At 38.1% G+C, this 20,808-nt stretch carries 19 protein-coding genes and 1 riboswitch; of the genes, 15 read left to right on the top strand and 4 right to left on the bottom strand.

Going from position 1 to position 20,808, the window contains the following annotated elements:
* Positions 1-61: 61 nt before the first annotated feature.
* Positions 62-343 (bottom strand): hypothetical protein, encoded by a 282-nt coding sequence (locus COE49_RS18265; protein WP_088231856.1) that lies wholly within the window; start codon positions 341-343, stop codon positions 62-64.
* A 250-nt stretch (positions 344-593) separates the two neighbouring features.
* A riboswitch (purine riboswitch) is annotated at positions 594-695 on the top strand.
* Positions 696-805: 110 nt separating this feature from the next.
* On the opposite strand from COE49_RS18265, the gene purE reads away from it, so the two are divergent.
* The 12 genes from purE to purD all read left to right on the top strand — a co-directional run bounded on the left by purE (position 806) and on the right by purD (position 13,859).
* Entirely contained in the window at positions 806-1,291 is a 486-nt protein-coding gene (gene purE, locus COE49_RS18260; RefSeq protein WP_000839367.1) for a 5-(carboxyamino)imidazole ribonucleotide mutase, read from the top strand.
* On the top strand, positions 1,288-2,439 hold the full coding sequence (purK, locus tag COE49_RS18255) for a 5-(carboxyamino)imidazole ribonucleotide synthase (RefSeq protein WP_088231855.1): 1,152 nt from the start codon (positions 1,288-1,290) through the stop codon (positions 2,437-2,439). The genes purE and purK overlap by 4 nt, the downstream gene beginning before the upstream one ends.
* Positions 2,436-3,743 (top strand): adenylosuccinate lyase, encoded by a 1,308-nt coding sequence (gene purB, locus COE49_RS18250; RefSeq protein WP_088231854.1) that lies wholly within the window; start codon positions 2,436-2,438, stop codon positions 3,741-3,743. Before purK ends, purB begins: the two co-directional genes overlap by 4 nt.
* Positions 3,744-3,831: 88 nt before the next feature.
* Complete coding sequence (gene purC, locus COE49_RS18245; protein WP_088231853.1) at positions 3,832-4,551, top strand: phosphoribosylaminoimidazolesuccinocarboxamide synthase; 720 nt, start codon at positions 3,832-3,834, stop codon at positions 4,549-4,551.
* A complete protein-coding gene (gene purS / locus COE49_RS18240) occupies positions 4,544-4,798 on the top strand; it encodes a phosphoribosylformylglycinamidine synthase subunit PurS (RefSeq protein WP_000278823.1) in 255 nt (84 codons plus the stop codon). The genes purC and purS overlap by 8 nt, the downstream gene beginning before the upstream one ends.
* Complete coding sequence (gene purQ / locus COE49_RS18235) at positions 4,795-5,478, top strand: phosphoribosylformylglycinamidine synthase subunit PurQ (protein ID WP_048375606.1); 684 nt, start codon at positions 4,795-4,797, stop codon at positions 5,476-5,478. Before purS ends, purQ begins: the two co-directional genes overlap by 4 nt.
* Positions 5,462-7,681 (top strand): phosphoribosylformylglycinamidine synthase II, encoded by a 2,220-nt coding sequence (gene purL, locus COE49_RS18230; RefSeq protein WP_088231852.1) that lies wholly within the window; start codon positions 5,462-5,464, stop codon positions 7,679-7,681. The genes purQ and purL overlap by 17 nt, the downstream gene beginning before the upstream one ends.
* Entirely contained in the window at positions 7,666-9,081 is a 1,416-nt protein-coding gene (purF, locus tag COE49_RS18225; RefSeq protein WP_088231851.1) for an amidophosphoribosyltransferase, read from the top strand. Before purL ends, purF begins: the two co-directional genes overlap by 16 nt.
* 100 nt (positions 9,082-9,181) lie before the next feature.
* Complete coding sequence (purM, locus tag COE49_RS18220; protein ID WP_098357415.1) at positions 9,182-10,222, top strand: phosphoribosylformylglycinamidine cyclo-ligase; 1,041 nt, start codon at positions 9,182-9,184, stop codon at positions 10,220-10,222.
* On the top strand, positions 10,219-10,806 hold the full coding sequence (purN, locus tag COE49_RS18215) for a phosphoribosylglycinamide formyltransferase (RefSeq protein WP_098253356.1): 588 nt from the start codon (positions 10,219-10,221) through the stop codon (positions 10,804-10,806). Before purM ends, purN begins: the two co-directional genes overlap by 4 nt.
* Before the next feature lie 24 nt (positions 10,807-10,830).
* The gene (gene purH, locus COE49_RS18210; protein ID WP_071710556.1) at positions 10,831-12,366 is read left to right on the top strand and encodes a bifunctional phosphoribosylaminoimidazolecarboxamide formyltransferase/IMP cyclohydrolase; all 1,536 of its coding nucleotides are present in this window, start codon (positions 10,831-10,833) and stop codon (positions 12,364-12,366) included.
* Positions 12,367-12,587: 221 nt separating this feature from the next.
* Positions 12,588-13,859 (top strand): phosphoribosylamine--glycine ligase, encoded by a 1,272-nt coding sequence (gene purD, locus COE49_RS18205; RefSeq protein ID WP_088231848.1) that lies wholly within the window; start codon positions 12,588-12,590, stop codon positions 13,857-13,859.
* Between the two features lie 38 nt (positions 13,860-13,897).
* Here purD and COE49_RS18200 read toward each other — a convergent pair whose 3' ends face one another.
* The 3 genes from COE49_RS18200 to COE49_RS18190 form a co-directional block, all read right to left on the bottom strand.
* Entirely contained in the window at positions 13,898-14,062 is a 165-nt protein-coding gene (locus tag COE49_RS18200; protein ID WP_001085171.1) for a type II toxin-antitoxin system antitoxin, read from the bottom strand.
* Between the two features lie 15 nt (positions 14,063-14,077).
* Positions 14,078-14,923, bottom strand: a complete 846-nt coding sequence (locus tag COE49_RS18195; RefSeq protein WP_088231847.1) for an SPFH domain-containing protein — start codon at positions 14,921-14,923, stop codon at positions 14,078-14,080.
* A 217-nt stretch (positions 14,924-15,140) separates the two neighbouring features.
* A complete protein-coding gene (locus tag COE49_RS18190; RefSeq protein WP_088231846.1) occupies positions 15,141-15,518 on the bottom strand; it encodes a YgaP family membrane protein in 378 nt (125 codons plus the stop codon).
* Between the two features lie 295 nt (positions 15,519-15,813).
* Between COE49_RS18190 and pcrB the strand changes: the two genes are divergently transcribed.
* From pcrB to ligA, 3 genes are read left to right on the top strand one after another with little or no spacing between them, the layout of a single operon-like run.
* Positions 15,814-16,503, top strand: coding sequence for a heptaprenylglyceryl phosphate synthase (pcrB, locus tag COE49_RS18185; RefSeq protein ID WP_000272075.1), 690 nt, complete (start codon positions 15,814-15,816; stop codon positions 16,501-16,503).
* Positions 16,504-18,768, top strand: a complete 2,265-nt coding sequence (pcrA, locus tag COE49_RS18180) for a DNA helicase PcrA (protein WP_098253358.1) — start codon at positions 16,504-16,506, stop codon at positions 18,766-18,768.
* A gap of 15 nt (positions 18,769-18,783) precedes the next feature.
* Complete coding sequence (gene ligA, locus COE49_RS18175) at positions 18,784-20,793, top strand: NAD-dependent DNA ligase LigA (RefSeq protein WP_088231844.1); 2,010 nt, start codon at positions 18,784-18,786, stop codon at positions 20,791-20,793.
* Positions 20,794-20,808 lie beyond the last annotated feature (15 nt).

The following is a 20,808-nucleotide window of genomic DNA, read 5'->3' as shown; positions in this document are numbered from 1 at the left end:
AGTAGGACGTCGCCAAGCAAAAACCTAAGTCGATTCGACTTAGGTTTTTTTGTGTTTATTTTTATTTTCCAAATGTCATAATCCATAAATTTAATAATCCTAAAGAAGAAAAAAGAATGAAGCAGAGACTATTTAAAGTAATAGCAATGATTTTTTGCCTTCCAGGTTTTCCGAGTGCTCCTAAAATAATCCCTATAATAGGAAACGTTATTTCTACCACAAGTATATATTTAAAATAATGAGAGTAAAAAAGGTGGGATGATATAAATAAGTATTCAATCATTACAGCAATGACTGCAATACAAAGGAATAAATATGAAAAGAGTGTAGTTATTTTTTTCATTATTGTCCTCCTTATAAGTAAAATGAGTATAAATGATATGCTCTATATTAAAGCATACGGAATTAGTATACAAACAGCTATGTGCACGATAGATCTCTAGAAATATATATTCTAATTTCTTATCCTTCTTGCATATAGTTACAATTATTCTTTTGAATATAACTAAAACACGAACGTTATTGGTAAGTAATAAAAAAACATTCGATTATTTGTTGACATTGTTTATGAAATATTGTTAATATAGCCATAGAAACAATATTATATAAGACCTCATATAATCGCGGGGATATGGCCTGCAAGTCTCTACCTAACGACCGTTATTCGTTAGACTATGAGGGAAAGTCACTCGGTATTTTTCTATTCACAAGGGATACTTATGCCTGAGTAGAGCGCTTTCTCTCATAGTAAAAGAGAAACTGTTCTATTTCAGGCTTTTTTTATTTGAATCGGGGGGATTCTAATATGAAATCACTAGTTGGAGTCATAATGGGAAGTACGTCAGACTGGGAAACAATGAAATATGCTTGTGACATTTTAGATGAATTAAATATACCGTATGAGAAAAAAGTTGTATCCGCTCATCGGACTCCGGATTATATGTTTGAATATGCAGAGACGGCTCGTGAACGTGGCTTGAAAGTTATTATTGCTGGAGCTGGTGGAGCAGCGCATTTACCAGGAATGGTTGCAGCGAAGACAAATCTTCCTGTAATCGGCGTTCCAGTTCAATCAAAAGCGTTAAACGGCTTAGATTCATTATTATCCATCGTCCAAATGCCAGGAGGGGTTCCAGTTGCAACTGTTGCAATTGGTAAAGCTGGTTCAACAAATGCTGGTTTACTTGCTGCACAAATACTTGGATCATTCCATGATGACATACATGATGCATTAGAATTGAGAAGAGAAGCAATTGAAAAAGATGTGCGCGAAGGTAGTGAGCTAGTATGACAAGAATCATTTTACCTGGAAAAACAATCGGTATTATTGGAGGCGGCCAGCTAGGAAGAATGATGGCATTGGCAGCTAAGGAGATGGGATATAAAATTGCTGTTTTAGATCCTACAAAAAACTCACCATGTGCACAAGTTGCTGATATTGAAATTATTGCACCGTATGACGATTTAAAAGCAATTCAGCATTTAGCAGAGATAAGTGATGTTGTCACATATGAATTTGAGAATATTGATTATAGATGTTTACAATGGCTTGAAAAGCATGCTTACTTACCACAAGGTAGTCAGTTGCTAAATACAACGCAAAATCGTTTTACAGAAAAGAATGCGATTGAGAAAGCTGGGTTACCAGTAGCAACGTACAGACTGGTTCAAAATCAAGAGCAACTTATTGAAGCAATCGCCGAGTTATCATATCCTTCCGTCTTAAAAACGACGACAGGTGGATATGATGGGAAAGGGCAAGTTGTTTTAAGAAGTGAAGCTGATGTTGAGAAAGCACGAAAGCTTGCGAATGCAGCAGAGTGCATTTTAGAAAAATGGGTGCCTTTTGAAAAAGAAGTATCAGTTATTGTAACTCGCAGTGTAAGCGGTGAAACGAAAGTGTTTCCAGTAGCAGAAAATATTCATGTAAATAATATTTTGCATGAATCAATTGTGCCAGCACGCATTACAGAAGATCTTTCTCAAAAAGCAATTGATTACGCAAAGGTACTTGCGGATGAATTAAAACTTGTGGGAACACTAGCGGTAGAGATGTTTGCTACAGCTAATGGTGAGATTTACATTAATGAATTAGCACCAAGACCTCACAATTCAGGGCACTATACACAGGATGCATGCGAAACGAGCCAATTTGGTCAACATATTCGAGCGATTTGTAATTTACCTCTAGGAGAAACAAATTTGTTAAAACCAGTTGTCATGGTAAACATTTTAGGCGAACATATAGAAGGGGTCCTAAGACAAGTGAATAGATTAACCGGGTGCTATTTACACTTGTATGGAAAAGAAGAAGCAAAAGCACAGCGGAAAATGGGGCATGTTAATATTTTAAATGATAATATTGAAGTCGCTCTAGAAAAAGCGAAGAGTTTGCATATTTGGGACCATCAAGAACAACTGTTGGAGGGAAAAAGATGATTAGTCGTTATACACGCCCTGAAATGGGTGCAATTTGGACGGAAGAGAACAAATTTAAAGCATGGTTAGAAGTTGAGATTTTAGCTTGTGAAGCATGGGCTGAGCTTGGCGATATTCCAAAAGAAGATGTGAAGAAAATTCGTGAACATGCATCATTTGATATTGAGCGCATTTATGAAATCGAAAAAGAAACGCGTCATGACGTAGTTGCATTCACTCGTGCTGTATCAGAAACACCAGCATTAGGTGAGGAACGTAAATGGGTTCATTACGGTTTAACATCTACAGACGTAGTAGATACAGCGTTATCTTACATCTTAAAACAAGCGAATGAAATCATATTAAAAGACTTAGAAAACTTCGTTAGCATTTTAGCTAACAAAGCGAAAGAGCATAAATACACAATCATGATGGGAAGAACACACGGTGTTCATGCAGAACCAACGACATTTGGTTTAAAACTTGGTCTTTGGTACGAAGAAATGAAACGTAACGTAGAGCGTTTCAAACAAGCTGCTAATACAGTTCGTGTTGGTAAACTATCTGGTGCGGTTGGTACATATGCAAATATCGATCCATTCGTAGAAAAATATGTTTGTGAAAACTTAGGATTAGAAGCAGCACCAATTTCAACACAAACATTGCAACGTGATCGTCATGCACACTACATGTCAACACTTGCACTAATCGCAACATCTATTGAAAAAATGGCGGTTGAGATTCGTGGTTTACAAAAGAGTGAAACACGTGAAGTTGAAGAGGCTTTTGCAAAAGGTCAAAAAGGTTCTTCTGCAATGCCACATAAACGTAATCCAATTGGTTCTGAAAATATGACTGGTTTAGCTCGTGTTATTCGCGGTTATATGATGACAGCTTACGAGAATGTTCCATTATGGCATGAGCGTGATATTTCCCACTCTTCTGCAGAACGCGTAATTTTACCAGATGCTACAATCGCGTTAAATTACATGTTAAATCGCTTTGGTAATATCGTTAAAAACTTAACTGTATACCCAGAGAATATGAAACGCAATATGACAAGAACATATGGCCTAATTTATTCTCAGCGCGTAATGCTTACGTTAATCGACAAAGGAATGGTACGTGAAGAAGCTTATGATATCGTACAGCCTAAAGCGATGGAAGCTTGGGAAACGCAAGTACAATTTAAAGAACTTGTAGAAGCAGATGAGCGTATTACGAGCAAATTAACGCAAGAAGAAATTAATGAATGCTTCAACTATGAGCATCATATGCAACACGTTGATACAATCTTTGAACGCCTTGGATTAAACGAAGCGTAAAATTTCATATGGCACAGAATAGAGTCATTCTGTGCCATTCTTTATAAAAATATTATTCACATTTTTCAAACTACAGGGGGCTTGCGAAATGCAAAAGCTAGAATTGCTGTATGAAGGTAAGGCAAAAAGAATTTATCGTACAGAATCAGCAGATATGGTTTGGGTAGAGTACAAAGATAGTGCGACTGCTTTCAATGGGGAGAAAAAAGAGACGATTACAGGAAAAGGTCGTTTGAACAATGAGATTACAACTTTGTTGTTCAGAAAGTTACAAGAAGTAGGAATTAAAACACATTTTGTCGAGAAGTTATCTGAAACAGAGCAACTTGTTAAAAAAGTGAGTATTATTCCTCTAGAAGTTGTCACAAGAAATGTAATTGCAGGAAGCCTTTCAAAACGATTAGGAATGGAAGAGGGAACTGTACTTACAGAACCAATCGTAGAATTTTACTTCAAAGATGATGATTTAGGAGATCCGCTTGTAACGGAAGATCATATTCGTGTATTAAACGTTGCATCGCCAGAGCAAGTAAGCGTATTACGAGAGATGGCTCTACAAATCAATCAAGTGTTGATTGATCATTTCGCAAGCTGTCGTGTAAGATTAGTAGATTTTAAATTAGAGTTTGGTGTAACGGAAGAAGGAGAAATTATTTTAGCGGATGAAATTTCACCAGATACTTGCCGTTTATGGGATGAAACGAGCAATGAAAAGTTTGATAAAGACGTATTCCGTCGTGATCTTGGAAATTTAACAGATGCTTATGAAGAGATTTTAAAACGTTTAGGGGGAATTTCACATGTATAAAGTTAAGGTATATGTAACGTTAAGAGAAAGCGTATTAGATCCACAAGGAACAGCAGTAAAAGGAGCACTTCATAGTCTTTCTTTCACGGAAGTACAAGACGTTCGAATCGGAAAGTATATGGAATTAACAATTGATAAATCGGTATCTGATCTAGATAGCAAGGTAAAAGAAATGTGTGAAAAGTTACTAGCAAACGTTGTAATGGAAGACTTCCGTTATGAAGTTGAGGAGGTTGTCGCACAGTGAAATTTGCCGTAATAGTATTTCCAGGTTCGAACTGTGATGTTGATATGTTCCATGCGATTAAAGATGAGCTTGGCGAAGAAGTAGATTACGTTTGGCACGATACAGAGAATTTAGATGAATATGATGCAATTCTACTACCAGGTGGATTCTCTTACGGTGACTACTTACGCTGCGGTGCTATTTCTCGCTTTGCTAACGCAATGAAAGCAGTGCAAAAAGCTGCTGAGCAAGGAAAGCCAATTCTAGGTGTATGTAATGGATTCCAGATTCTTGTTGAATCAGGATTACTACCAGGAGCTTTAATGAGAAACGAAAATTTAAAATTTATGTGTCGCACTGTTCAGTTGCGTGTTGAAAATAATGAAACGATGTTTACATCACAATATGAAAAAGATGAAGTAATCAATATTCCAATCGCACATGGTGAGGGGAATTACTATTGTGATGAAGAAACGCTTAAAAGATTAGAAGAGAATAATCAAATTGCGTTCCGTTACGTAGAAAATCCGAATGGAAGCGTTTCGGATATTGCTGGTATTGTAAATGAAAAAGGAAATGTTCTTGGTATGATGCCACACCCAGAGCGTGCTGTAGATGAATTACTTGGCGGTGCTGAGGGATTAAAAGTCTTTCAATCTATCTTAAAACAGTGGAGGGAAACATATGTCGTTAATGCTTGAACCAAATCCAACACAAATTAAAGAAGAGCGTATATATGCGGAAATGGGGCTAACAGACGAAGAGTTTGCCATGGTGGAAAAGATTTTAGGCCGTCTGCCAAATTATACAGAAACAGGATTATTCTCTGTAATGTGGTCTGAACATTGTAGTTATAAAAATTCAAAACCAGTTCTTCGCAAGTTCCCAACGACAGGTGAGCGTGTCTTGCAAGGACCTGGAGAAGGCGCTGGAATTGTAGATATCGGTGATAATCAAGCAGTTGTATTTAAAATGGAAAGTCATAACCATCCTTCAGCTATTGAACCATATCAAGGAGCAGCAACAGGCGTTGGTGGTATTATTCGTGACGTATTCTCTATGGGAGCACGTCCAGTAGCTCTATTAAACTCACTTCGTTTCGGTGAATTACAATCACCACGTGTGAAATATTTATTCGAAGAAGTAGTAGCAGGGATTGCAGGATACGGTAACTGTATCGGTATTCCTACTGTTGGTGGCGAAGTACAATTTGATCCATGTTACGAAGGAAACCCACTTGTAAATGCAATGTGCGTAGGTTTAATTAACCACGAAGACATTAAAAAAGGGCAAGCGCACGGTGCCGGTAATACAGTAATGTACGTAGGAGCATCAACTGGTCGTGATGGTATTCACGGTGCAACATTCGCATCTGAAGAACTATCTGAAAGCTCGGAAGCGAAGCGTCCAGCAGTTCAAGTAGGAGATCCATTTATGGAGAAGCTTCTTATTGAAGCGTGTTTAGAATTGATTCAATCTGATGCACTTGTTGGAATTCAAGATATGGGTGCAGCTGGTTTAACATCATCTTCTGCAGAAATGGCAAGTAAAGCAGGAATGGGTATTGAAATGTACTTAGATGATGTACCACAGCGCGAAACAGGAATGACACCATATGAAATGATGCTATCTGAGTCACAAGAGCGTATGTTAATTGTTGTGAAAAAAGGTAGAGAGCAAGAAATAGTAGATTTATTCGAGAAGTATGGTCTTGCAGCCGTTACGATGGGGAAAGTAACGGAAGATAAAATGCTTCGCTTATTCCATAAAGGCGAGAAGGTGGCGGAAGTTCCAGCGGATGCTTTAGCAGAAGAAGCTCCAATTTACCATAAGCCATCAAAAGAAGCAGCATACTTTGCTGAATTCCAAGCAATGAAAATGGAAACGCCAAAAGTAGAAAATTATAAAGAAACGTTATTCGCTCTATTACAGCAACCGACGATTGCAAGTAAAGAGTGGGTTTATGATCAATATGATTACCAAGTGCGCACAAGCACAGTTGTTACACCAGGTTCGGATGCAGCAGTTGTACGTGTACGCGGTACAGAAAAAGGATTAGCAATGACGACGGATTGTAACTCTCGCTACATTTACTTAGATCCAGAAGTGGGCGGTAAAATCGCAGTAGCAGAGGCAGCACGTAATATCGTATGTTCTGGCGGAGAGCCACTTGCAATTACAGATTGCTTAAACTTTGGTAATCCAGAAAAACCAGAGATCTTCTGGCAAATTGAAAAATCAGTAGACGGTATGAGTGAAGCTTGTCGCACATTACAAACGCCAGTTATCGGCGGAAACGTATCAATGTATAACGAACGTAGTGGCGAAGCTGTATATCCAACACCGACAGTTGGGATGGTCGGTCTTGTACACGATTTAAAACATGTAACAACACAAGAATTTAAGCAAGCTGGCGATTTAGTTTATGTCATTGGAGAGACGAAAGCTGAGTTTGGCGGAAGTGAATTGCAAAAAATGATTCACGGCAAAATTTTCGGTCAATCACCAAGTATCGATCTAGACGTAGAATTAAAACGTCAAAAACAAGTATTAGCAGCAATTCAAGCTGGCCTTATTCAATCTGCACATGACGTTGCTGAAGGTGGTTTAGCAGTTGCGATTTCAGAAAGTGCAATTGGTGCTAAAGATTTAGGTGCTACTGTGAAATTAGACGGTGAAGCAACGGCGGCATTATTTGCAGAATCACAATCTCGCTTCGTGATAACTGTAAAACGTGAAAATAAAGAAGCATTCGAGAAAATGGTTGAAGCAACTCAAGTCGGAGAAGTAACAAATACAAATGAAGTAACAATTCATAATGAAGAAAATGAAGTATTACTTACAGCAAATGTAGATGAAATGAGAAAGGCTTGGAAAGGGGCAATCCCATGCTTGCTGAAATAAAGGGGTTAAATGAAGAATGTGGCGTTTTTGGAATTTGGGGGCATGAAAATGCAGCACAAGTTTCGTACTACGGATTGCATAGTTTGCAGCACCGTGGGCAAGAGGGCGCAGGCATTGTTGTAAATAATGGGGAAAAAATCACCGGTCACAAGGGGTTAGGTTTAATATCAGAAGTGTTTTCAAGAGGTGAGCTAGAAGGATTAAACGGAAAATCAGCAATTGGACACGTACGATATGCGACAGCTGGTGGAAGTGAAGTCGCTAACGTGCAGCCATTATTATTCCGCTTTTCCGATCATAGTATGGCGTTAGCTCATAACGGAAATTTAATTAACGCAAAAATGCTTCGTCGTGAATTAGAGGCAGAGGGAAGTATTTTCCAAACAAGTTCCGATACAGAGGTACTTTTACACCTTATTAAACGTAGTACAAAAGATTCTTTAATCGAAAGTGTAAAAGAGGCTCTAAATAAAGTGAAAGGTGCGTTTGCATATCTTTTACTAACTGGAAATGAAATGATCGTTGCGTTAGATCCGAATGGGTTCCGTCCACTTTCAATCGGAAAGATGGGGGATGCTTACGTTGTAGCATCTGAAACATGTGCTTTTGATGTAGTAGGTGCAACATATATTCGTGATGTAGAACCTGGTGAATTAATTATCATTAATGATGAAGGAATTCACGTAGATCGTTTCACAAATGATGTAGAACATGCAATTTGTAGTATGGAGTACATTTACTTTGCACGCCCAGATTCTAACATTGCTGGTGTTAACGTTCATGCAGCGCGTAAAAATATGGGGAAACGTTTAGCGGCGGAAGCTCCTATTGAAGCGGATGTTGTTACTGGTGTACCAGATTCTAGTATTTCAGCAGCGATTGGCTATGCGGAGGCTACTGGTATTCCATATGAGTTAGGATTAATTAAAAACCGTTACGTTGGACGTACGTTTATTCAGCCTTCTCAAGAACTGCGTGAGCAAGGGGTTAAGATGAAGCTTTCGGCAGTAAGAGGTGTAGTAGAAGGAAAACGAGTTGTTATGATTGACGACTCTATCGTAAGAGGGACGACAAGTAAACGAATTGTCCGTATGCTTCGCGAGGCTGGGGCGACAGAAGTTCACGTAAGAATCGCTTCACCACCTCTTAAGTATCCATGCTTCTATGGCATTGATATTCAAACGAGAAAAGAACTAATCGCAGCAAATAATACAGTAGAAGAAATCCGTGAAATAATCGGTGCAGATTCACTAACATTTTTAAGTGAAGATGGATTAGTAGATGCAATTGGACGTCCATATGAAGGGAAATATGGCGGTCTATGCATGGCTTACTTTAATGGGGACTATCCGACAGCTCTTTATGATTATGAGCAAGAGCTTTTAGAAAGTATGAAATAAGGAGAAAAAGCTTCTACATGATTTGATGTAGAAGCTGGCTTCTTTCTTAAAATAGCCCGTCCTGGATGGGGAGAAATTAAAAGACGAGGTGTAATTAACGATGGCGAATGCATATAAGCAAGCAGGAGTAGATATTGAAGCTGGATATGAAGCGGTATCTCGCATGAAAAAACACGTACAAACAACTATGAGAAAAGAAGTACTAGGCGGTTTAGGCGGTTTTGGAGGTATGTTTGATCTATCAAAATTTGCATTACAAGAACCTGTATTAGTATCTGGAACAGATGGCGTGGGAACGAAATTGATGCTCGCTTTTATGGCAGATAAACATGACACAATTGGTATTGATGCAGTAGCAATGTGTGTAAATGATATTGTTGTCCAGGGAGCAGAACCGCTTTTCTTCCTTGATTATATTGCTTGTGGTAAAGCTGAACCTAGTAAAATTGAAAACATCGTCAAAGGTATATCAGAAGGTTGTCGCCAAGCTGGTTGTGCATTAATTGGTGGAGAAACAGCTGAAATGCCAGGAATGTATTCTACGGAAGAATACGATTTAGCGGGCTTTACAGTTGGGATCGTTGATAAAAAGAAAATTGTAACAGGTGAAAAAATTGAAGCTGGTCACGTATTAATTGGCTTAGCATCTAGCGGTATTCATAGTAATGGTTACTCTTTAGTACGAAAAGTACTACTAGAAGATGGAGAACTATCTTTAGATCGCATTTATGGACGCTTAGAGCTACCTCTTGGTGAAGAATTATTAAAACCAACGAAAATTTATGTCAAACCTATTTTAGAACTATTGAAGAAACATGAAGTATACGGTATGGCACATATTACAGGTGGCGGATTCATTGAAAATATCCCACGTATGTTGCCAGAAGGAATTGGTGCTGAAATTGAGCTAGGATCTTGGAAAATCCAACCGATCTTCCATTTACTTCAAGAAATTGGGGAATTAGAAGAGAAAGAAATGTTCAATATTTTTAACATGGGTATTGGTATGGTAGTAGCGGTGAAGGAAGAAGATGCAAAAGATGTTGTTCGTCTTCTTGAAGAGCAAGGAGAAACAGCTCGTATTATTGGACGTACTGTACAAGGAGCTGGCGTTACCTTCAATGGGAGCACAGTACTATGAGTAGATTAGCAGTTTTTGCTTCTGGAAGTGGATCTAACTTTCAATCTCTCGTTAATGCGGTAGAAGAAAAAAGATTGGGTGCAGAAATTAGTTTATTAGTATGTGATAAACCAGAAGCACGCGCTGTTGGGCGAGCACATTATCATCATATTCCATGCTTCGCCTTTTCAGCGAAAGAATATGAGTCAAAAGAAGCATTTGAAAAAGAGATATTAAAGAAGCTAGAAGAATATGAAATTGATTATGTTATTTTAGCTGGCTATATGCGTTTAATTGGACCGACGTTACTAGAAGCATACGGCGGGAAGATTATTAATATTCATCCATCACTATTACCCAGTTTTCCAGGTAAAGATGCTATCGGCCAAGCGTTAGAAGCAGGAGTGAAAGTAACGGGAGTAACAATTCATTATGTAGATGCAGGTATGGATACAGGTCCAATTATTGCGCAAGAAGCAGTAGCTGTTTCTAAAGGGGATACGAGAGAAAGCTTACAAAAGAAAATCCAACAAGTGGAACATCAATTATACGTAAATACAGTGAATCAAATTGTGCAGTCTGTGAAAGAACCAACTGTTAACTAACATACAACTAGGGGTGAATGATCAATGAAAAAGCGTGCATTAGTAAGTGTTTCAGATAAAACGGGGGTAGTAGAATTTGTTAAAGGTTTACTAGAACAAGGGATTGAAGTTATTTCAACAGGTGGTACGAAAAAATTACTAGAAGAAAACGGTTTACAAGTAATCGGTATTTCTGAAGTAACTGGTTTCCCAGAAATTATGGATGGCCGTGTAAAAACATTACATCCAAATATTCATGGTGGTCTATTAGCGGTTCGTGATAATGAAACACATGTAGCGCAAATGAATGAACTAGGCATTCAAGCAATTGATTTTGTTGTTGTTAACTTATATCCATTTAAAGAAACAATCGCTAAGCCTGATGTAACATTTGCTGATGCAATTGAAAATATTGATATCGGTGGCCCAACAATGATTCGCTCTGCTGCGAAAAATCATAAATTCGTGTCTGTCATTGTAGATCCAGTAGATTATGATGTTGTGTTAGCAGAATTGAAAGAGAACGGCGAAGTAAAAGAAGAAACGAAACGTAAATTAGCAGCGAAAGTATTCCGTCATACAGCAGCTTATGATGCGCTAATTTCTAACTATTTAACAGAGCAAATGGGTGAAGAAAGTCCAGAAACGTTAACTGTGACATTTGAGAAAAAACAAGACTTACGTTATGGCGAGAACCCGCATCAAAAGGCAACTTTCTATAAAGCGCCATTCGCAGCCACTTCTTCAGTTGCATATGCAGAACAATTGCACGGAAAAGAATTATCTTATAACAATATTAATGATGCAGATGCAGCGCTTAGCATCGTTAAAGAATTTACAGAACCAGCAGTAGTAGCGGTAAAACATATGAATCCATGTGGCGTTGGAGTAGGTACTGATATTCATGAAGCATACACACGTGCTTATGAGGCGGATCCAGTATCAATTTTTGGCGGTATTATTGCAGCGAATCGCGAAATTGACAAAGCGACAGCTGAAAAATTACATGAAATTTTCTTAGAAATTGTTATCGCGCCTTCGTTCTCACAAGAAGCTTTAGAAGTGTTGCAAAGTAAGAAGAACTTACGCTTACTAACTGTAAATATTGAAAAAGCGACAAGTGCAAGTAAAAAACTAACTTCTGTACAAGGGGGACTTCTTGTTCAAGAAGAAGATACGTTATCATTAGATGAAAGTACAATTTCAATTCCGACAAAACGTGAACCGTCAGAGCAAGAGTGGAAAGATTTAAAACTAGCTTGGAAAGTTGTAAAACATGTGAAATCAAATGCAATTGTTTTAGCAAAAGATGATATGACAATTGGGGTAGGTGCAGGACAAATGAACCGCGTAGGTTCTGCGAAAATTGCAATCACGCAAGCTAGTGAAAAAGCACAAGGTAGCGCACTTGCATCTGATGCTTTCTTCCCAATGCCAGATACAGTGGAAGAAGCAGCAAAAGCTGGTATTACAGCAATCATTCAACCAGGTGGATCAATTCGTGATGAAGATTCTATTAAAATGGCAGATGAGTATGGGATTGCTATGGTGTTCACTGGTGTACGTCATTTCAAACATTAATAGAGGATGTTTAAAAAGTCCGGTCAAGATAACTGTCGCATGTCGTCGTTGCATTGCCAGTGCGGTACTCATGTAGGAAAGCTACACTCCGTGTCCTCCTGGCGAATGCGTCTCGACCTGCTCGGTTCTCTAGATCCTCCTTTTTAAACTTACATTGATAGAAAAACAAACTAGGAGCATAGCTTCTAGTTTGTACTTATTTAAGTATTGGGGGATGAAATATGAATGTTTTAGTAATTGGCCGCGGTGGGCGTGAGCATGCTTTAGCTTGGAAGTTTGCACAATCTGCAAAAGTGAAAAAGGTGTATGTAGCACCAGGTAATGAAGGTATGCGAGATGTTGCAACACCAGTTGATATTGATGAAAATGATTTTGATGCACTTGTCTTATTTGCAAAAGAGAATAATGTCGAATTAACTTTCGTTGGCCCAGAAATTCCGCTTATGAACGGAATTGTTGATCGTTTTAAAGAAGAGGGGCTTCGCGTATTTGGTCCGAACAAAGCGGCTGCTGTTATTGAAGGTAGTAAAGCTTTTACGAAAGAATTGATGAAAAAGTATGATATTCCAACTGCAGCATATGAAACTTTTACAGATTATGAAGAAGCAGTACAGTACATTCAAAAAGTTGGTGCGCCAATCGTTATTAAGGCTGACGGCTTAGCTGCTGGTAAAGGTGTAACAGTAGCAATGACGCTTGAAGAGGCATTACAAGCTGTGAAGGAAATGCTACAAGACGTGAAATTCGGCGAAGCAAGTAAGAAGGTTGTTATTGAAGAGTTTTTAGATGGACAAGAATTCTCATTAATGGCATTTGTAAATGGAACAACTGTACATCCAATGGTAATTGCCCAAGATCATAAGCGAGCTTTTGATGGTGATAAAGGTCCTAATACAGGTGGAATGGGCGCATATTCTCCAGTACCACAAATTTCTGAATCAGCAGTTCAAAAAGCGATTCAAACAGTATTACATCCAACTGCTAAAGCGATGATCCAAGAAAACCGTTCGTTTACAGGTATTTTATATGCAGGTCTTATTTTAACAAGTGATGGTCCAAAGGTAATTGAATTTAATGCACGCTTTGGCGATCCTGAAACAGAAGTTGTATTACCTCGCTTAGAAAATGATTTAGTTGATGTATGTAACGCTGTATTAGATGAAAGTGAACTAACGTTACAATGGTCAGAAGAAGCAGTTATTGGTGTGGTACTTGCTTCTAAAGGATATCCAGAAGCGTATAAAAAAGGTGAAATTATTAACGGATTAGATGCAATGCAAGATGTGATTGTTTTCCATGCGGGTACAGCGATGAAACATGGTGACTTTGTAACAAACGGTGGCCGTGTATTATTTGTTGCTTGCAAGGCGAATAGTTTACAAGAAGCAAAAGATAAAGTATATAAAGAAATTGGTAAAATTGAGAGTGATGGTCTATTTTATCGAAGTGATATAGGATATCGTGCAATTGAGCATGAGATGACGAGAAGTTAATATGCAAAAAATCCCGCTGAGAAATCAGCGGGATTTTTTTATGCATCTTTATCTTTTTTTAATTTTCCTTTTTGCTTTGCCATTTCTCGAAGTAAATACTCGATGTGTGCATTGACGCTACGAAACTCATCATTCGCCCATTTTTCGATGACTGCGTGTAATTCAGGATCAATACGTAATGGAAAGCTTTTCTTTTTAGCCATAATTTCTTATAGCCCTTAGTATAGGCTTCCTGTATTAATGACTGGTTGCGCACCTTTATCTGAAACGATAGCAACTAATAAGTTGTTTACCATATTCGCTTTACGCTCGTCATCTAATTCCAGCACGCCTTCTTCATCTAACATATGGATTGAATCTTTTGCCATCTTCACAGCACCTTCAACAATTTCTTTTCTAGCAGCTAATACTGCTTTCGCTTGTTGACGTTGTAACATTGCATGGGCAATTTCTGTTGCGTAAGCTAAGTGCGTTAAACGAGTTTCTAATACTTCTACGCCGGCAATTTCAAGTCGCGCCTCTAGCTCGCGTTTTAACTCCTCAGAGACTTCTTCAGTATTTCCGCGTAACGTAACGCTGGTTTCATCTTGGAAATTGTCATAAGGATATTTTGTTGCAACGTGGCGGATTGCCGTTTCACTTTGAATTTCTACAAAACGATCATAATGTTCAACACCAAACATTGCTTTTGCAGAATCAACAACTTTATATACGATAACGGCAGCAATTTCAATTGGATTTCCGTCAACATCATTTACTTTTAATTTTTTACTGTTAAAGTTTTCAACACGTAAAGATACAGTTTGACGGAATGCGAATGGAATCGTTAAAAATAAACCATTTTGACGGATTGTTCCTAAATAATTACCGAAGAACGTAATAACTTTCGCTTGATTCGGTTGAACGATACCGATGCCTGTCGCGAGAACCGCGGCTAAAATAATAGTTAATGCTGCTCCTATGAAAATTTCTTGCGCAAGGAAAAATACACCGATAGCAGCTAAAATCAAAATGCCAATAATACCGAGAAAACCATTTACATAAAATACTTGTTTTTCTTTCATATGATCGCCTCCTGATATAAAAATGATATCACTTTTATATCATTTTAAGCAAGGGGTTTACACTTAATTTTCTGAAATTTCATATTGACACTTATTATGTACGTCTTAAGTTTAAAACGAGAATATACGTTCCATTTTATGTTAAAATAAAGAAGACTTAACCGCCCACTGCAGCAGCTAAGTCCCTTTGAGAGCATCTTGCATCGTGACAAATGATTCAAAGCGGTTTTGCCAGGATTATATCTTCAATCGCTGACTCAATCTCTTTGTCAGAAGCGTCATAACTTCCAGTTGACTGTGGTTTGTCATGATTGGAAGTTTGATTCACTTCTTCTTTAGCATGTCCTTTTTCAGCAAAATTCATGCTAGGCATTTTAAATGCGCCCATACTCATGAATTTTCCAAATTTACATACTTCAGCAATAGGGCAGAAACGAACAATTCCCTCTGCAACTTTCATTGCACCAATCCATAATAAAACTTTAGACCAAGTGCACCACGGTTTGCGTACGAGTTTAGCGGTACTACAACCGAAGAGGATAAGTCCGAGCGTAATCCGAATTAGAGCATTGATTGTACCGATGTTTTGCTTCATTAGAAAAACACTCCTTTTTGATGAACTTCGAAATAGTAAATACTATTTCTTTTATTAGTATCCCATGTGATTTTGGTGATATGTAATCCAACATTTGACGTGGAAAAAGATGTTGGAATGGGCGTGTGTGTAAGTAGCTTTTTTTGTTATAATGAAAGAATGCACAAAAAGAAGTTTAAAATTAAATTTGTATATTTGGAAAAAAATAGAATTTCTATTATCCAAAATCTTGATGAAAATTAACTGTTATTTTGAACAGACATATATATAACTAGAGAAAAGAAAGGGTGTTTTCATGTACGATATTTCCGGGTGGAAACATGTATTTAAGCTTGATCCAAATAAGGAGTTAAGCGATGAACATTTAGAAATGATTTGTGAGTCTGGAACAGACGCTGTTATTGTAGGTGGAAGTGACGGCATAACAATTGATAATGTATTGCACATGCTAGTTAGCATTCGTAGATATGCAGTTCCTTGTGTATTAGAGGTTTCTGATGTGGAAGCAATTACACCAGGGTTTGATTTTTATTACATCCCAAGTGTTTTAAATAGCCGAAAGGTAGAATGGGTAACAGGGGTTCATCATGAGGCATTGAAAGAATTTGGGGATATTATGGACTGGGACGAAATTTTCATGGAAGGGTATTGTGTTTTAAATCCAGAAGCGAAAGTAGCCCAACTTACAGATGCAAAATGTGATTTAACAGAAGATGATGTTATCGCATATGCGCGTTTAGCAGACAAGCTATTACATTTACCGATATTTTATTTAGAATATAGCGGTACGTATGGCGATATTGAACTTGTTAAAAATGTAAAAGAAGAATTGAAACAAGCGAAGCTATATTATGGCGGTGGTATTTCTAATGCAGAACAAGCGAAAGAAATGGCACAGTATGCTGATACAGTAGTTGTTGGAAATGTTATTTATGATGATATAAAAGCGGCGTTAAAAACAGTTAAAGCAGTAAAAGGAGAGTAGGTGCAGGCGTATATGAGTATGACAGATAAGTTATTAAACGGTTTAAATCCACAGCAACAAAAAGCAGTACAAACAACGAATGGCCCACTTCTATTAATGGCAGGCGCAGGTAGTGGTAAAACACGTGTGTTAACACATCGTATTGCGTATTTACTTGGTGAAAAAGGTGTGGCGCCATGGAATGTGCTAGCAATTACCTTCACAAATAAAGCTGCTCGTGAAATGCGCGAGCGTATTGATACACTTGTTGGACCAGAAGCAGAAGATATTTGGATTTCTACGTTCCACTCTATGTGCGTACGTATTTTGCGACGTGATATTGACCGCATCGGGATTAATCGTAACTTTACGATTTTAGATGCAGGTGATCAGTTAACTGTGGTCAAAAAAATTATGAAAGAGCGCAATATTGATCCGAAGAAGTTTGAGCCGCGCTCTATTTTAGCAGGTATTAGTAATGCGAAAAATGAACTGTTATCTGCCGATAAATATGCAAAAAAAATTACAATCGCTGATCCATATGAAAAATTAACGAGCGATGTATATACAGAATATCAAAAACGACTTTTGAAAAATAACTCATTAGACTTTGATGATTTAATTATGACGACGATTCAGCTGTTTGAACGTGTTCCAGAAGTATTAGAGTTTTATCAGCGTAAGTTCCAGTATATTCACGTTGATGAGTATCAAGATACGAATAAAGCTCAGTATCTTCTTGTTAAACATTTGGCAGCGCGTTTTAAAAACCTTTGTGTTGTCGGTGACTCTGATCAGTCTATTTATCGCTGGCGTGGTGCGGATATCTCTAACATTTTGTCATTCGAAAAAGACTATGAGAATGCGCAAGTAATTTTGTTAGAACAAAATTACCGTTCATCTCAAAATATTTTAAATGCAGCAAATGCTGTAATTGAAAAAAATACGAATCGTAAACCGAAAAAATTATGGACAGATAATCAAGTTGGAAGCAAAATCTCGTATTACCGTGCTGCAACGGAAAAAGACGAAGCATATGTTGTTGCGAAAAAAATTCGTGACGATATTCAAATGGGGAAACGAAAATATACTGATTTTGCAGTGTTATATCGTACCAATGCTCAGTCTCGTATGATCGAGGAGATTTTCCTGAAATCTAATATTCCTTACAAAATTGTCGGTGGTACGAAGTTCTACGATCGTAAAGAGATTAAAGACATTTTGGCGTATTTACGTTTAATTGGGAATCCAGATGATGAGATTAGTTTCGCGCGTATTATTAACGTACCAAAGCGCGGAATTGGTGCGACTTCTATCGATAAAATTATTAATTACGGTGTACAAAATGGAATTTCATTAACGGCTGTATTCGATGAGATTGAGCATGTTGGAGTAAGTGCAAAGGTTACAAAGGCAGTAAAAGAATTCGCAGGCCTATTACACAACTGGGTAAATATGCAAGAGTATTTATCTGTTACAGAATTAGTTGAAGAAGTTATTGAAAAAACAGGCTATCGCGATATGTTGAAAAACGAGCGTACTTTAGAAGCAGAAGGTCGTTTAGAAAACTTAGACGAGTTTTTATCTGTTACGCAAACATTCGAATCTCAAAGCGAAGATAAGAGCCTAGTTGCATTCTTAACAGATTTGGCGCTTGTTGCTGATATTGATCGTGTAGATGAAGATCCAACTGCTGGTGAGGAAGTTATTTTAATGACGATGCACTCAGCGAAAGGATTAGAATTCCCAGTCGTCTTTATTGTTGGGTTAGAGGAAGGAATATTCCCGCATACTCGTTCTCTAATGGAAGAAGATGAAATGCAAGAAGAGCGTCGTCTTGCTTATGTAGGTATTACTCGTGCAGAAGAAGAGTTATATTTATCCAATGCGCAAATGCGTACTTTATTTGGTAGAACAAGTATGAATGCAGCATCTCGATTTATTACAGAAATCCCAGCAGAGCTAGTGGAATCATTAAATGAAACAGCGCCGAAGCGTGAGACTTCGTTTGGGGCAAAGGCAAAAGGAAGAACGACAGGTGCAATGGCGACAAGCACTGGAACGACACGTTCTCGCTCAGCTTTCGTACGTCCGGCTGTTAAGACAACAGGTGGCGAGCAAATTGGCTGGGCAGTAGGAGATAAAGCTTCCCACCAAAAGTGGGGAGTCGGTACAGTTGTAAGTGTAAAAGGTGAAGGTGATGCAAAAGAATTAGATATTGCGTTCCCAAGCCCAATTGGCGTTAAACGTTTATTAGCAAAATTTGCACCTGTGACGAAACAATAGGAAAGGAATGAGGGTATGTCAAAAGAGATAGCAAAAAAACGTATAGAAGAACTGCGTGATTTGTTAAACACATTTAATTATCAATATCACGTATTAGACAATCCTTCGGTTTCTGATGCGGAGTATGACCGTAATATGCAGGAGCTTATAAAATTAGAAGCAGAGAACCCAGAGTTTATGAGTGAAGACTCTCCCTCCATTCGCGTTGGAGGGACGGTTCTTGATATATTTGAAAAAGTAACACATAAGTCACCGATGTTAAGTTTAGGGAATGCATTTAACGAAGGAGATTTACGTGATTTCGACCGAAGAGTACGCCAAGGAATTGATGATGCGAATGTAAGATATATATGCGAATTAAAAATTGACGGACTTGCTGTTTCACTTCATTATGAAAAAGGACGCTTTATTCAAGGGGCAACACGTGGCGATGGGATAACGGGTGAAGATATTACCCAAAACTTAAAAACGATTAAAGCTATTCCGCTCCGTCTAAATGAAGAAGTAACGTTAGAAGCACGAGGCGAGGCTTATATGCCGAAGCGTTCATTCGTTAAGTTGAATGAAGAGAAAGAACAAAATGGTGAAGATGTATTTGCCAATCCGCGTAATGCAGCAGCAGGTTCAATACGTCAACTTGATCCAAAAATTGCAGCGAAGCGTAACCTATCTATGTTTGTGTATGGTCTTGCGAATGTAGAAGAAAAAACGATTCCAGCGCATAGTGAATCACTTGATTTCTTAGGCGAACTTGGATTTAAGACAAATCCAAATCGCCGTACATGTGAAACAATTGAAGAGGTTATAGCTTATGTAGAAGAGTGGCAAGAAAAACGTCCGGATCTTGATTATGAGATCGATGGAATCGTTATAAAAGTAGATGATGTTGCTCTTCAAGAAAGTTTAGGAACTACAGCAAAGAGTCCGAGATGGGCGATTGCTTATAAGTTCCCGGCTGAAGAAGTTGTAACAAGATTAACAGGAATTGAATTAAGTGTCGGCCGCACAGGTGTTGTAACACCAACTGCAGAGCTAGAGCCAGTGCGAGTGGCTGGTACGATCGTTCGTCGTGCTTCTTTACATAACGAAGATTTAATTCGCGAAAAAGATATTCGAATTGGTGACTACGTTGTTGTGAAAAAGGCTGGAGATATCATTCCTGAAGTTGTGAACGTTATTTTTGATAAGCGTACTGGTGAGGAAGAAGAATACCATATGCCAACGCATTGTCCAGCATGTGAGAGTGAACTAGTTCGTTTAGAAGAAGAAGTAGCACTTCGTTGTATAAATCCAACTTGTCCAGCTCAAATTCGCGAGGGATTAATTCATTTCGTTTCAAGAAATGCAATGAATATTGACGGACTAGGAGAGCGTGTTATCACACAGCTCTTTGATGCAGATTATATTCGTACGTTTGCAGATTTATACGCATTGACGAAAGAACAATTATTACAGCTAGAACGATTCGGTGAAAAATCAGCAACGAATTTAGTACAAGCAATTGAGAATTCTAAAGAAAACTCGTTAGAGCGATTATTATTTGGTCTTGGAATTCGCCATGTTGGAGCGAAAGCAGCACGTACATTTGCCGAGCATTTCGAAACGATGGATGGGCTTGTGAAAGCAACGGAAGAAGAACTAAAAGCAATTAATGAAATTGGTGAAAAAATGGCTCAATCCGTTGTGGCATATTTTGATAATGAAGATGTATTAGAGCTATTACAACAGTTTAAAGAGTATGGCGTGAACATGACATACAAAGGTATAAAGAGTGCGGACTTACAAAATGTTGAATCTTATTTCGCAGGAAAAACAGTTGTCTTAACAGGGAAGTTAGAAATTATGGGCCGAAGTGAAGCGAAGAAGAAGATTGAAGCATTAGGTGGAAAAGTAACAGGAAGTGTTAGTAAAAGTACGGATCTAGTTGTTGCAGGTGAAGCAGCAGGTTCGAAATTAGCACAAGCGGAGAAACATAATGTTGAGGTTTGGAATGAAGAGAGGTTCTTACAAGAGCTAAATAAGTAAGAGGTGCAAACTTAC

The sequence above is a fragment of the Bacillus sp. AFS029637 genome, assembly GCF_002584985.1.
Taxonomy (GTDB): Bacteria; Bacillota; Bacilli; order Bacillales; family Bacillaceae_G; genus Bacillus_A.
This window is presented reverse-complemented; position numbering and strand designations above follow the sequence as displayed.

Excerpts from the sequence above, each read along its gene's own strand:
- purH (WP_071710556.1), top strand. The coding sequence starts at position 10,831 with ATGAAAAAGCGTGCATTAGTAAGTGTTTCAGATAAAACGGGGGTAGTA.
- purM (WP_098357415.1), top strand. The coding sequence starts at position 9,182 with ATGGCGAATGCATATAAGCAAGCAGGAGTAGATATTGAAGCTGGATAT.
- purF (WP_088231851.1), top strand. The coding sequence starts at position 7,666 with ATGCTTGCTGAAATAAAGGGGTTAAATGAAGAATGTGGCGTTTTTGGA.
- COE49_RS18265 (WP_088231856.1), bottom strand. The coding sequence starts at position 343 with ATGAAAAAAATAACTACACTCTTTTCATATTTATTCCTTTGTATTGCA.
- purD (WP_088231848.1), top strand. The coding sequence starts at position 12,588 with ATGAATGTTTTAGTAATTGGCCGCGGTGGGCGTGAGCATGCTTTAGCT.
- COE49_RS18195 (WP_088231847.1), bottom strand. The coding sequence starts at position 14,923 with ATGAAAGAAAAACAAGTATTTTATGTAAATGGTTTTCTCGGTATTATT.
- COE49_RS18200 (WP_001085171.1), bottom strand. The coding sequence starts at position 14,062 with ATGGCTAAAAAGAAAAGCTTTCCATTACGTATTGATCCTGAATTACAC.
- pcrB (WP_000272075.1), top strand. The coding sequence starts at position 15,814 with ATGTACGATATTTCCGGGTGGAAACATGTATTTAAGCTTGATCCAAAT.
- purE (WP_000839367.1), top strand. The coding sequence starts at position 806 with ATGAAATCACTAGTTGGAGTCATAATGGGAAGTACGTCAGACTGGGAA.
- ligA (WP_088231844.1), top strand. The coding sequence starts at position 18,784 with ATGTCAAAAGAGATAGCAAAAAAACGTATAGAAGAACTGCGTGATTTG.
- purS (WP_000278823.1), top strand. The coding sequence starts at position 4,544 with ATGTATAAAGTTAAGGTATATGTAACGTTAAGAGAAAGCGTATTAGAT.
- purK (WP_088231855.1), top strand. The coding sequence starts at position 1,288 with ATGACAAGAATCATTTTACCTGGAAAAACAATCGGTATTATTGGAGGC.
- COE49_RS18190 (WP_088231846.1), bottom strand. The coding sequence starts at position 15,518 with ATGAAGCAAAACATCGGTACAATCAATGCTCTAATTCGGATTACGCTC.
- purL (WP_088231852.1), top strand. The coding sequence starts at position 5,462 with ATGTCGTTAATGCTTGAACCAAATCCAACACAAATTAAAGAAGAGCGT.
- purC (WP_088231853.1), top strand. The coding sequence starts at position 3,832 with ATGCAAAAGCTAGAATTGCTGTATGAAGGTAAGGCAAAAAGAATTTAT.
- purB (WP_088231854.1), top strand. The coding sequence starts at position 2,436 with ATGATTAGTCGTTATACACGCCCTGAAATGGGTGCAATTTGGACGGAA.
- purN (WP_098253356.1), top strand. The coding sequence starts at position 10,219 with ATGAGTAGATTAGCAGTTTTTGCTTCTGGAAGTGGATCTAACTTTCAA.